Here is a 12,239-nt window from a genome sequence, read left to right as displayed (position 1 = left end):
GCTAGGCCGTGTCTTTCGGATCGTCGCGAAAGACACGTGTTGAGGCTCGGCGCCATCGGGGCTACCGGTGTCGCAGGGCGTGGAGATCCGGCAGATGGCGTTCGCCGACGTGGGGCAGGGTGGTCTTCCGTCCTTGGCTATCGCACAGACGTACGCGCTGCCTCGGTGGGGACGAGTCCGTCTCCACGACGATGTCCTGGATGTCGGGCCACACCCACTTCCGCACCCCGTGTGGCCTACTTGGCGGCCCAGCAGCCCAAGTTGTTCCGCTTCCCTCCGCCGCCCGGCGCGGCGCGTCCGGCGATCCCAGCAGACCGTACGGCAGGTACCCGGACCGGACACCGAGTTCCCACCCATGGACCTGGACGGCGAGGCAGGCCAGGGCGAGGGTGCCGAGGGGGAGGAGGGACCGGGGCGCGGGATCACCGGCATCGGCCTCGACGCTCTCCCGGTACGCGACCAGCCGGGCGACGAGGGCGTCCTCGAAGGCGTGCTGGTCGTCGTCGAGGAGTACGCGGAGCAGCCGCTGGTCCGCGCTCAGCGCGTCGCCGACCTCGTCGAGCCGCCGGGCGGCCTCCGTGCGCTCCCCGGCGTCCGGCTTGCGCAGCGGAACCGTAGGCGTCGTCGAGTAGCCGGGCGCCATGTGCGGGGCCTTGGGCCACCCCGACCAGCCTGCCGCGTCCGGCTCTGCGCAGGGTGGTCGGGGACCCGTAGCGTTTCAGCAGCCAGTTCACGGCCTGATGGTCCAGTCACGGGCCGAGGACGCGCCCCAGGCTGGTGTGGAACTGAGTAAGCAGGCCGCGTATCCGGTTGGAGGTGCGGGGTGGCCTCGCCCGCCAGGTCCTGAAGACATGGAATTGCCTCTTGACAGCGATGTTCTCCCGAGCTCAGGACCCGCCTGGCCGCGCTCGCCCTGCCACGGTGCGGGCATGACGATGACGATGTGCCGTTGGGCCGTCGCTGCGACCACCGTGCTGGCCATGACCAGTCTCCTCGCCTTCGCCCTTTCGAGCTGGGCCACATCGAGTGCAGCGCCTGGCGGCTGCTCAGTCTGTGCTTGACTGGTCGTCTGAAGCCAGGCCATTGCACTTAGTGGCCGCAGCCCGGCAGGTGGGCGGATTCCACACGGCGCCGGTAGTGGATGCCGACACGGACGCGGAACCGCCGTGGCTTGCCACCGCCTACATACCGGGCCCGACACTGTCCCAGCTGCTCGCCCCACGTGAGCCAATGGGCGAGCAGACGCTCCGCCGACTCGGAGCTGCCCTCGCCGAGGCATTGCAGGCCATTCACGCCTGCGGACTCGTTCACCGCGACTTGAAACCAGGCAACATCATCATGGCCCAGGATGGCCCCAGGGTGCTGGACTTCGGGATCGCACGGGCTCTGGAAGGCTCCCGCCTGACCACGACCGGCACCACAGTGGGCACTCCGGGATTCTTGGCTCCGGAGCAAGCAGAGGGACACCCCGTCAACGGGGGTCGCCGATGCCCAGGGCATCTCCCTTGGTCGCAATGGTCGCTGTCGTGATTTCTCCTGGGACGCCGTCAGGGGTGTCACCCACGCCGAGAACGGCCGCGGATACGGGCTGACGATCACCGTCGCGCTGGTCAATGGCACTACACACAGCTGCCGAGTTACCACAGGTGATGAAGATGAACTCGACGAGTGGATCAACCAACTCGGTACTATTGTCAAGCATTTTCGCCCCAAGAAATGAACCCAACTACGGGCCAGCTCAAGTCCTGTTGCTGCTGGTCGACGTCCAGACCACGGTCTCATCAAGCCTGGACTGTCCAGGCGCTCCTGTGGACGGAGCGCGTGTTTAGCACCCCGCCTCCCCGGATTGGTTCGCTACGCGATGGCGCCCTGTCCGTAGACATCACCGGTAAACCGCAGCGGTGGTCGCCCGGCGGGCACCGTCACACGGGTTGGGGAAGCCAGGACGTCAGATGTCCGCATATGGGCGAGCTTGCACTCCGGGCTCACCCGCGACCCGCCGCGCTGGGCCGACGCCAGATGTCACCCACAGCTCATCCAGCCGGGACATCACCGCCACCGCGGTCTCCATCTCCGGCCGTGATGTCCAGGACTACCAAGCTCGGCTCGCATACATGCACCGCGTTCTGGTACGTCAAGGGCGGCTGGCGGGGGAGCCCCGGACAACAACCCCTTGCCGTTTCGCACGATGCGTCTCTCGAACTGCACCCTCCCCATGGAGACACGCGCTCTGAATAGGGGCACGGACAGAACGGGGCTCCTACTGCTTTCGGACTTGCCGGAACAGACCTGTCGAAGCTGCAAATCCAAACAGGCCAGGGAGTCGGCTGTGATGGGGTACAAAGGTCTCGTCGTTGTGCCTGGCGGCCAGGGGAGGAGTGGCGGCATGGGGGAGTCCGTGCACAGCGCCGCAGCCAGCGCGCTGGGCTACCAGCATCAGACCTGGTGGGCGCTGCTGGAATTGTTGCGGGCGGATCATGCACGCCCCGACGCGGCGATCTCCCTGGAACTTCATGACGACGTCGCGTGGGAGCAGGCCGAATCAGCGACGGAGCTCTTGCAGATCAAGCATCATCAAAGAGGTGAACGCCGGCTCACGGACGCCTCTCCGGACGTGTGGTCGACGCTGAAGACCTGGATGGACACGGCGGTCCCGTCAGATGTCGAGGGGCCGACGCTGGTGCTTGTCTCCACTCAAGAAGCGAACCCCGGCAGTGCGATGGCCGCGCTCCGCCCGGACTCACGCGATGACGAAATGGCCTTGAGCGCGCTCGAGCGTGCTGCCCTGCGGCGAGCTTCCGGACGTACCCGGGAGGCGCGCGAGCAGTTCCTCGAGCTGGGGCCGGCGGACCGGGCCGCGTTTCTCTCACGCATCACCGTGATGGACGCCTCGCCGCATATCGATGACGTTCCGGCTCTCGTTCGTGCGGAACTCCGGTGGAGCCTGCCAGTCGGGCACGAGGATCTCTTCCTGGCTATGGTGTGGCGCTGGTGGGACGAACGGGCTCTGGAACTGCTGCAGCGCCGCAGGAGGGCCGTTGACGTCGGTATGGCGCGTGCGGCCATCGCCGATCTGCGTGATCAGTTCTCTCGGCAGAGGCTTCCCACGATCGTCGGTCATGAGGGGACAGCCGACGACGTACTCACCGCGACTTACGGCAACAGTCCCTTCGTGCACCAGATGAGGTGGGTGGCTTATCCGCCGGTGAACCTGCGGCATTCGGTCATCGACTACCACCGTGCCCAGGCCCAGGCCATCCGCTGGATCGCTGAAGACCTCGTTGCAGCAGACGAGCTCAGCAGCCTCAGCCGCGACATCGTCGATGAATGGGAGAGCGAGTTCGAATGGATGGGACTAGAGCTCGCAGATGCGGCCGATGAAGCGACCAAACAGCGAGCAGGAGCCAGCCTCCTCAAAGACCTCTCGCAGCGTAACGGCCCCTGCCTGCACGGCAGGTATCACGAGGCGTTCTTCGTCCGCGGCCAACGTCATGAGCTCGCGGACACGGGGCGAGTGGGATGGCACCCCGACTTCCAGCACCGCATGCAGACTCTGCGGGCGGAATCGTGACCACGCCACCGACTGGGCAGATCCACGCCCCAGCCGCAGACACCGCCTGGAGCGAACCGTCGGCTCTCGTCGCCGCCATGCTCAACCCGGCACTGATCGCCAGCCTCTTGTCTGTTGCCGCGGGCTCCTACGAGCGGCAGAGAGTGTCGGGCATGCCGTGGCACCTATCCTTCATCGTCGCCCCCATGACGCTGCACCGAGGCACGCGGCAGGCGTTGCCTGCCAACACACGAACGCACCTTTCCACCTGGGTAACACGTAATCCCATGCTGCGGGCCGGCTTTCCCCGCCAGGCCAAGGCCTTAGTCATGCCGGTCCAAGCCGGCCTGAGATTCGCACTCCTGCATGACGTGCTGGAACTGCGCAGCGATTGCCTCAAACCGCGGACACGGCTGCGAGCAGGGGCGCCCGAACGTACAGAACTGGAAGACATCCTTCACAGCGCCCGCCTGATCGGCAGCTGGATGGCCAAGAACGAGACAGCCGCAGTCTTCGCCAGTCTCGGCGTGAGACCCTGAGCACGTGCAGCTGCTCGCCATCATCCTATACAGCACCGACGGGGCCCGCCGCGTCGTGGACTTCAAGCCAGGCGCACTCAACGTGATCACGGGGCACTCAGCAACAGGAAAGAGCACGCTGCTCGATATCTTCGAGTACTGCACGGGGCGCAAAACAGTCATGTTCCCTCTCGGCCCCATGACTGACGCAGTCTCCTGGTACGCAGCCCTGTTTCAGATGAGCAAGACGCGCGCATTCGTGGCCCGGCCAGCACCCGGACCAGGCAGGAAGACAACCAACCCAGTCATGTTGAAACTTGGGGCAGATCTCGAAGCCCTGCCCTACGAGGACCTCGCAGCGAACACCGACCGTCACACGCTGCGCCAACAGCTCAGCCAAATCATCGGGATCGCGGAGAACCACAACCACGATACCCACGGCCAGGACGGCATCGGGACCGAGGCCCACCTCGGCCACGCAACGTTGCTGTGTCTTCAAGGCCAGAGCGAGATCGCCGACAGTAACCGACTCTTCCACCGTCAAAGCGACCACCACGTCGCATTTGCCCTGAAGCAGACTCTGCCGTACTTCCTCGGAGCAGCCCCTCACGACCAGGCGCGTAAACACGCGCAGTTCACCGCCGCACGCAGACGCCTCAAGCAGGCAGAGAACAACCTCAGCCAGGCCCAGCGCGCAAACGACACAGCCCAAGAGACACTTGCTGCGCTGTGGCATGAAGCCCATGCCCTGAGCCTGGTCTCATCACCGACTCCTCCCGACGATCATGTTCAGGCATTGGAAACCCTTCACGACGCCGTCCAATCACGTGCTGAGATGCCCAGTGCGGAATACGAGAGTCAGCGCACCCTTGAGCTCGAGCAGACATGCGCCGACCTGCGCGACCAGCTCAGAGCTCTCGCGGCAGATCGTCGACTGCTCCTGGCCGAGACTGTCGCTGCGGACGACTACTCAGCCGCCGCACGTATCCCACGAGACAGGCTGGCGAGCCTCGGTCTCATCCCGTCGCCCAAGGACGACGACGCGACCACATGCGTTTTGTGCGGTTCGACTCTGCCTGAACCGGATCTGACAGTGGCGACGCTCAGGCACAGCCTCCACCGGCTCGACAGACAACTGGACGGGATCGACTCGATACGCCCGGCAAGGCGAGCGGCTCTCGAGGCCATCGAGCAGCGGACCGCTCGACTGCGCAGCCAGCTCAACGCGGCCGAGCACGCCTTGCAGGCTCTCGCGGAAGGAGAGGCAGCAAGCAGGCGCCTCCCGTACACGGATCGCAGCGACTTTGTCCGTGGCTGCATCCACGGCATGCTCACCGCACTACAGCGCACCTCAGGGGCTGACCTAACACGACTCAGGCGGGCACGGGACACGGCCAGGGCCGCAGTAGAGGCCCTTAAATCCGAACTCGACCCCGAAGCGGAGCGCGACCAGCTCCTCGCCCGACTCGTTCCCATCAGCCGGGACATCACACTATGGGCCCACGAGCTGCAGCTCGAGCACGGTGACGGCGGTGTGCATCTCAACTTAAGCAGGCTGACCGTTGAGTTCGACACCCAGGAGGGCAGGCACCCCCTTTCGCGTGTGGGCAGCGGACAGAACTGGGTTGGCTATCATGTTCTGTCCCATTTGGCCCTGCACCGCTATTTCGTGCGCCAGCGGCGACCGGTTCCGCGCATCCTCTTCCTGGACCAGCCCTCACAAGCCTGGTATGCCTCCATGACTCACGATGGCGACGAGCAGGGTCACGAAGATAATCTGGCGGCAGAACGGCTGTTCAGGCTAATCCAGGAAGTGGTTCAGGAACTGGCACCCGAACTGCAGGTCATTGTGTGTGACCATGTGAACCTCCCGGCACCGTGGTTTCAGGAAACCGTGGTACAGAACTGGCGGGAGAATGAAAAGCTCGTACCAGTACACTGGATGGATACAACGAGCCCGCGCAGCACACACCGCGAAGCGTAGTGATGCAGGTCCACAGGGCCTGTCACCGTGTCGCGAAGAGACTGTTCCCACCTGCATACAGGCCGCCGTCAGTTGACGCTGTCCTGCCTCAGGCTCTCCGACTCATTCGGTCGCTCCCTGCGCGGGAGGTGCCCAGGGCCAGCAGCTTCGGCGATGCTGCGGCGCCCTTTGCATGCACGGTTGGCGGTGAGATGTCGGGCTCCTGATCGTCGATCATGGTTGTGTGGTAGGGAACGCGGATCGTGAACGATCACCAGTGACCGAAGGATCACGGGCCCGTCGGCCGAAGTGATCGCTGATCGTCGAGCAGTCTGGTCGCGCTCGTCCATCTCCGTCAGGGGGACCACGCACGACGTGCTGGCCTGCTGGTTCGGCGTGGACCGCTCCACCATCACCCGGGCCATCGGGCGAGGTGCGGCCCCTGTTCGCTGAGTGAGGGTGTACCGTCCGCCCGGGCATGTGGCTGCGGACTCTCGCTGAGGTCGTCGACCATCTTGGCGCCAGCAGGAAGACCGGCATTGTCAACGGCAATGGGATTGGGGTCCGGTGCTCGGCCGCCGGACGCAAGGACCGGGACGCGTTCATCTCCGGCAAGGGCAAGCAAAACGCGGTCAAGGTCATGGTGGTCACCGACGAGGACTGCTGCGTGCTGTTCTGCCCCGACCGCCTAAGAAGCTGCCTCCCGTGGCCCCGCTGATCGTTTGGATATTGCTTGTCCGGGAGGTGCTAGATTACGCCAAACAGGGGAGCGGTGGGCTGGTTCGTGGGGGATTCGCTTGCAGCCGTCGGCGCCGTGTCTCGTCGTGGCTGTCATGACCCGGCGAGGGAACTGTCGTTGGTACAGGCTCGACCACAAGTGGGGAACGTGGCGCAAGCAGGGTCGCATTCGGCGGCAGGCCAGATGACCGGATACCTCTACCAGTGCGAACTGGCCTTGCTGGAACTTGCCCAGCGCAGCTGGGACGACATCACGGTCGAAGTCCGTATGGAGGTCCTCGACGACATCGAGTTCCTGTACGAGGACACGGGCGACCCGTTCGAGCTGCTGCAGTCCAAACACCGTGAGAACGCCGGGCGGTTGAGCGAGACCGGCAAGGACTTCTGGCGCTCTGTCGCCTCGTGGATCGACGCGCTGATCGTACTGGGGAGCCTGTCCGCCGGGGCGATGCCCCTGCTGCGGCTGGTCACTACCCAGGTGGCGGCCGGAAGGCACCTTCCTCCACCAGCTCCGCCCCGGCCCCGGGCGCTCTGTGGCCGATGCCCTGGTCGGCATGGAGCAGATCGCTCAGGCATCTGAGCCCGAGAACACAGCAAAGGACCGCAAGAAGTTCACCGACCTCACGCCCGCGCAGCGCTACCGGCTTGTTGCCGCCATCGAGGTCAACGATGCGTCGCCCCTGATGTCAGACCTCAACTCTAGTCTGGCCCGGACACTGGGGATCAGGGGCCAGCACGCCCGCGCCATCCTCGACGACATCAAGGGTTGGTGGTACGGCATGGCCGTCGAATTGCTGGACCGCAAGAACCGGACTCGGGCCTCGGTCACCGCCCAGGAACTGCAGTGCCGCCTCGAGGAGATCACCGACCGGTACGCAGGGAAGAACCTGCCCATCACCGAGACCCTGCGCCGCCTCACCGTCGCCGAGATCGACGTCTACAAGGACGACCTGGTCGTGGCCCAGATGCAGTGGATCGGACTCAAAGACCGCACCATCGCCACCCACCTGCGGGACTACCACTACGCCCGCGCTCAGCGCTCTGAATGGCTTCGCACCTTCAAGATCACCGAAGAGGGGCTCGAGGACTACGAGCGGCTCCTGTGGGACGAGTGGGACCACGTCTTCACCCGCCACACCGACGCGATCGAGGACGACACTCCCGCCGGAGAACGTAGGGCCGCTGGCAAGCGCGTCCTGGACGACACCATGGACAAGGTCGCCGACAAACCCGCCCGCCCCGGCAGCACCACCGAAGGATGGATCGGCCGCGGCACCATACACAGCCTCGCCGGCCGGGCACAGACCGCTGATGACGACGACTCCGTCGGCTGGCACCCCGACTACCCCGACCTGTGCCGGACCCGCGACGAGCCATGGGACCAGTGACCATGACCAACCACCGCGTCCCCGAAGCACAGACGCTGCTCAACACGGCCTTCGGCGGCTACCTCCTGGCCACCAGTGTCCACGCCGCCACCCAGAAGGCCGGCCGCCTCCTGCCCTGGCCCAGCGCCTTCCTCGTGCTGCCCTTCGTACTTCCCGCAGACACACGCAAGGACCTGCCCACACAATCCGTCCACTCCATGTCCGCGTGGCTCAACGAACATCCCCAACACCAAGCCGCCTTCGCGCAACGCGCCGCCGCACTGACCGAATACACCCGCGCCAGCCTGCGCACCGCCGCCCGCCACCACGCCATCGACGTCACCGCTTCAGGACTGCGCTGCCCTCGCGCGCCGAAACCCGCCTCGGCCGCTGCCAGTGAGGAAGTCGCTGACTGCGCCCGCCGCGCAGGCCTCGTCGGACGCTGGCTTGCAGTCGTCGACCCCTCCCTCGCCTTCAACCTCCTCGGCGTCCGTCCCTAACCACCCCCACAAGGAGCTCGCGAACCACCATGCAGCTACTCGCCCTGGCCCTCTACCACCGAGACGGCAGACCCGCCCCCAGGGTCCTGCGTTTCCGCCCCGGGGCGCTCAACATCCTCACCGGCGAGTCCGAGACCGGGAAATCCGAGATCCTCGACATCGTCGACTACTGCCTGGGACGCAGCACCCCCAACCTGCCCGACGAACCCATCGACCGGACCGTGGGGTGGTATGCGCTCCTGGTGGCTTTCCGCGACAGCCGTATGGTTCTCGCGCGACCCCGGCCCGCAGGCGCCTCGACCACCCAGGCCATGATTCGCACCGGTGACGAGACCCTCGACCTCCCCCGCGCCGACGAGCTGACGCCAAATTCGAACGTCGCTGCGCTGCGCAGCCAGCTCAGCGCCCGTCTGGGAATCGAAGACTTCCGCTTCCAGCCGCCCCCCGGCGCCGCACGCGCGGCCTTCGACGTCTCCATCGGCCAGGCAGCTCTCCTGTGCTTCCAGAACCAGAATGAGATCGCCGACAAGAAGGCCCTCTTCCACCGCCAGACCGAGAACGGCATCGCCCAGGCACTCAAAGACACCCTTCCCTATTTCCTCGGAGCCGCAGGGCCTGAACAGGCCCTGCACCGATACCACTTGAACGAGGCCCAGCGAGCCCAGCGGGCCGCCCAGCGCAAGCTCGACGATGCCCACCGCCACGCCGCAGCCGTGGACGCCAGCGGCCTTGCCCTGCTTCGCCTCGCTCAAAGCGAAGGAATCCTGGAAGAGGTCCCGGCAGCTCCCGCCCCCTCGGAGACCCGAGCTCTGCTCGAGCAGGCACTCACCGTCACGGTGTCGACCATAGGCCCGGTCGACCTCAGGGACCGGCGCCAAGCGCTGAACGACGAGCGGCGGGATCTGCGCGAACAACTGCAACAGCTCGATGAGGGGCTTGCACTGGTGGAACGCTGGCAAAAGCAGGGACAAGCCTTCACCGGTGAGCTGAACCTTCAGCTCGGCCGTCTGAAGTCCCTCGACCTCCTCGGGCCCGAACGCGACCACGACAGCACCGTCTGCCCGATGTGCACGCGTCCCCTGGACGAACCGGATGCGTCAGCCGCCGAGATCAACAGGCTCACCGAGCAGCTCTCCGCGGAACTCGATCAGGCCCAGACCATCCAGCCCATCCGCGACGAACACCGCCGCTCCCTTCAGACCGAGCGGGAAGCCGTCGTCGAACGCCTGAGAGTCAACGGGGCACAGCTACGGGAACTCGCCGCCAGCGACGAACGCATGCGCAACCTTCAGGAACAGCATGTGCGCATCGCCAGGGTCCAGGGACGGATCGACCAAGCGCTCACCGCCGGTACAGGATCATCCGTCGGCGACATTGGCCGGTTGAGCAACGATCTGGTCCTGGCTCAGGAAAACGTTGCTACACTCCAGGCCCTGATCGACGAGGACGACGTCACCGCCGAGACGGAACGACGGCTCACCGACATCGCCGCCAACATGACCACCTGGGCCAAGCGTTTGAACCTTGGACAGGCCGCCTCAGCCGACGAAGTCGCCATCAGCCTCAGCCAGCTCAACGTCGTGGTCCGACGTCCCCTGGGACGTCTCCCGCTGAACCGCATCGGCAGCGCGAAAAACTGGATCGGCTACCACCTCGTCGCCCACCTCGCCCTGCACACCTACTTCCGGCTCCACAACCGGCCGGTCCCGAACTTCCTCATGCTGGACCAGCCGACCCAGGCCTTCTTCCCCGCGAAGATCAAGGACGCCACCACCGTCCAGGATGCCGACTGGGCCACAGTCACGGCCTACTTCGAACTCCTGCGGGATGTGGCCGACCTCAACGAAGGCGCCCTACAGATCATCGTGTGCGACCACGCCAACCTCACCGAGCAACCCTGGTTCCAGGAGGCCATCGTGGAGGACTGGCGACCGGTCGACGGGCATCGCAAAGCCTTGATCCCGACCGACTGGGTCGACTGACGCTGGGCGGTGTCCACATCGGGCAACGTCCGGCTCTTCCCGTGGGCGAGAGGCGGAGCGCATTGGATCTGTGTGCCGGGCCGCCCGCCGAAGGCACCTACCGCGTCGACAAGCGACCTTATGATCGACTCGAGAACCTGGAAGAGAAGTGGTCGTTGTACCTGCTGCGGATGGAAATTTCGGACGATGAGGACTGTTCATGGCGTGCGACGACCCGTGTATTGAAAAGCGGCGTTACGAGTACGCGGGCGGACGGTACGTCGGTTGCCGTACATGCGGTGGAGATCTCTGCACCGTCTGCCGAACAAATCATCTCATTCCGTCTGAAATGCACCCCGAGGACAACGACGAGAACGTCTGCTCGGCTTGCGGTCCGGAAAAGGTTGATGCCGCGGACGCAGGGGCATGACCTTGCCGTCGCCCGCACGTCTGTCAGACGTCCATCGCGTTCAGCGCCTGGTCCACCGTGCCTTCTGTGAGGGGTTGGATCATGTCGGCAGAAGGCCGCATCCCGGTGCCGGAGGGCACGCCATTCGTGGCCGTGTTCAGGGAATTTGCTGGCCCAACCCTTGACCATAGAGGGCCCGGGCGGAGTAGCTGATGAGGGCGGGCCCGCTGCAGCCAGTCGGCCCCTGGCCCCGCGTGCCTAGCGTGATCCCACAATTCAGCAGGTCACCCGGAACGCCATCGCCAGGGTGCGCCAGGCATACGACTCCGACGTCACCCTCGGCTCTTCCAGGCCGTGTCCTACGCCGAAGACCTCATGCGCGTGCATCACCGACCTCCCAGAGCCCTCAGTCAGCCATCTCCGGGGAGCTCGTCGTGTGCCTGGGTGCTCACTCTGCCCCGCGAGCCGGTAGGCGCGTCCAAGGTGCTCCACCAGGTCGAGTACCCGGGCCTGCGTTGACTTGGTGTCCCGCATTCGATAATTTCGATGCCTCATCAGATATCGCAGTCGGTTTGAACGGGTGGATGAGGTGCTGCTGACAACAGGGCAAGCTGCGGAAGAGCTGGGCTGCGCGGTCACCACCTTCCGTCGCCTCGTCCACGCCGGAGTGCTGCCGGGCCTGTCGCGTCGGGGAGTGCGTGTCATGGTGCCGCTGGAGGTCGTGCAAACGCTCCGGGACCGTGTGGCCGCGCCGCTTGAACACCTCAAGGCCCGGGAGGTCGGAGTGCTGCGGGCCGATGTGGCCAAGCCGGTGAAGGAACATGATCGTCAGTGGCTTGGCTTCTCGGCCTCACTGCCGCCGGAGGACCTGCTGAAGGCACTGCGGGGCTGGTGGCGATGCGACGCGGCCAGTATCGCAGCCGGCGGAGTGCTGCCCGTAACACTGTCCGGCTACGTCGTCGCCGTCCTGACCGGCCTAAAACACTGGGAAAAAGACGGCCGCGGCCGCCACGGCTTCCCTGAAGCGGCCCTGACCGGCTACATCACCGACCTTGCGCGCCCGGTGAAAGAGCTGACCGCACCGAAGGCAGCCGACCGTGAACTGGCTGATCTCCTGCTGGGCACGCGCCTGACCTCCCACGCTGGCGGCACCATCGCCTACGTCACCACACAAACGCCACCCGCATAGCTCCCATCAGCCATTTCCCAACCCGATGCGACGCCCGGAAGAGA

10 protein-coding genes and 2 pseudogenes are annotated in these 12,239 nt (G+C 65.5%); 10 read left to right on the top strand and 2 right to left on the bottom strand.

Annotation, left to right across the window (positions count from 1 at the left end):
• Positions 1 to 61: 61 nt before the first annotated feature.
• Positions 62 to 846 (bottom strand): annotated as a pseudogene (locus AS97_RS46565) (Imm49 family immunity protein); the annotation flags it as partial.
• 246 nt (positions 847 to 1,092) lie between these two features.
• Between AS97_RS46565 and AS97_RS00140 the strand changes: the two are divergent.
• Positions 1,093 to 1,535: pseudogene (locus AS97_RS00140) on the top strand (protein kinase); the annotation flags it as partial.
• Positions 1,536 to 1,948: 413 nt separating this feature from the next.
• On the opposite strand, the gene AS97_RS46560 reads toward AS97_RS00140, so the two are convergent.
• A complete protein-coding gene (locus AS97_RS46560) occupies positions 1,949 to 2,050 on the bottom strand; it encodes a DUF6207 family protein (RefSeq protein WP_247204750.1) in 102 nt (33 codons plus the stop codon).
• Positions 2,051 to 2,386: 336 nt separating this feature from the next.
• Here AS97_RS46560 and AS97_RS00135 point away from each other — a divergent pair, with 336 nt between their 5' ends.
• The 9 genes from AS97_RS00135 to AS97_RS00095 all read left to right on the top strand — a co-directional run bounded on the left by AS97_RS00135 (position 2,387) and on the right by AS97_RS00095 (position 12,195).
• On the top strand, positions 2,387 to 3,571 hold the full coding sequence (locus AS97_RS00135) for an ABC-three component system protein (protein WP_210564074.1): 1,185 nt from the start codon (positions 2,387 to 2,389) through the stop codon (positions 3,569 to 3,571).
• Entirely contained in the window at positions 3,520 to 4,089 is a 570-nt protein-coding gene (locus tag AS97_RS00130) for a three component ABC system middle component (protein ID WP_282615666.1), read from the top strand. The genes AS97_RS00135 and AS97_RS00130 overlap by 52 nt, the downstream gene beginning before the upstream one ends.
• A 4-nt stretch (positions 4,090 to 4,093) precedes the next feature.
• The gene (locus AS97_RS46555) at positions 4,094 to 6,052 is read left to right on the top strand and encodes a DUF3732 domain-containing protein (RefSeq protein ID WP_247204160.1); all 1,959 of its coding nucleotides are present in this window, start codon (positions 4,094 to 4,096) and stop codon (positions 6,050 to 6,052) included.
• A 457-nt stretch (positions 6,053 to 6,509) separates the two neighbouring features.
• Positions 6,510 to 6,749, top strand: a complete 240-nt coding sequence (locus tag AS97_RS00120; protein WP_210564072.1) for a hypothetical protein — start codon at positions 6,510 to 6,512, stop codon at positions 6,747 to 6,749.
• 204 nt (positions 6,750 to 6,953) lie between these two features.
• A complete protein-coding gene (locus AS97_RS00115) occupies positions 6,954 to 7,349 on the top strand; it encodes a hypothetical protein (RefSeq protein WP_210564071.1) in 396 nt (131 codons plus the stop codon).
• Positions 7,324 to 8,157 (top strand): ABC-three component system protein, encoded by an 834-nt coding sequence (locus AS97_RS00110; RefSeq protein ID WP_210564070.1) that lies wholly within the window; start codon positions 7,324 to 7,326, stop codon positions 8,155 to 8,157. Before AS97_RS00115 ends, AS97_RS00110 begins: the two co-directional genes overlap by 26 nt.
• Positions 8,158 to 8,159: 2 nt before the next feature.
• The gene (locus AS97_RS00105) at positions 8,160 to 8,636 is read left to right on the top strand and encodes a three component ABC system middle component (RefSeq protein ID WP_247204749.1); all 477 of its coding nucleotides are present in this window, start codon (positions 8,160 to 8,162) and stop codon (positions 8,634 to 8,636) included.
• A 29-nt stretch (positions 8,637 to 8,665) separates the two neighbouring features.
• Positions 8,666 to 10,618, top strand: coding sequence for a DUF3732 domain-containing protein (locus AS97_RS00100; RefSeq protein WP_210564068.1), 1,953 nt, complete (start codon positions 8,666 to 8,668; stop codon positions 10,616 to 10,618).
• Positions 10,619 to 11,586: 968 nt separating this feature from the next.
• Positions 11,587 to 12,195 carry a helix-turn-helix domain-containing protein gene (locus AS97_RS00095; protein ID WP_247204159.1) on the top strand — a complete coding sequence of 203 codons (609 nt, stop codon included), beginning with the start codon at positions 11,587 to 11,589 and terminating at the stop codon, positions 12,193 to 12,195.
• The last annotated feature ends 44 nt before the right edge of the window (positions 12,196 to 12,239 follow it).

The organism is Streptomyces sp. AgN23, from assembly GCF_001598115.1.
GTDB classification, from domain to species: domain Bacteria; phylum Actinomycetota; class Actinomycetes; order Streptomycetales; family Streptomycetaceae; genus Streptomyces; species Streptomyces antimycoticus.
This window is presented reverse-complemented; position numbering and strand designations above follow the sequence as displayed.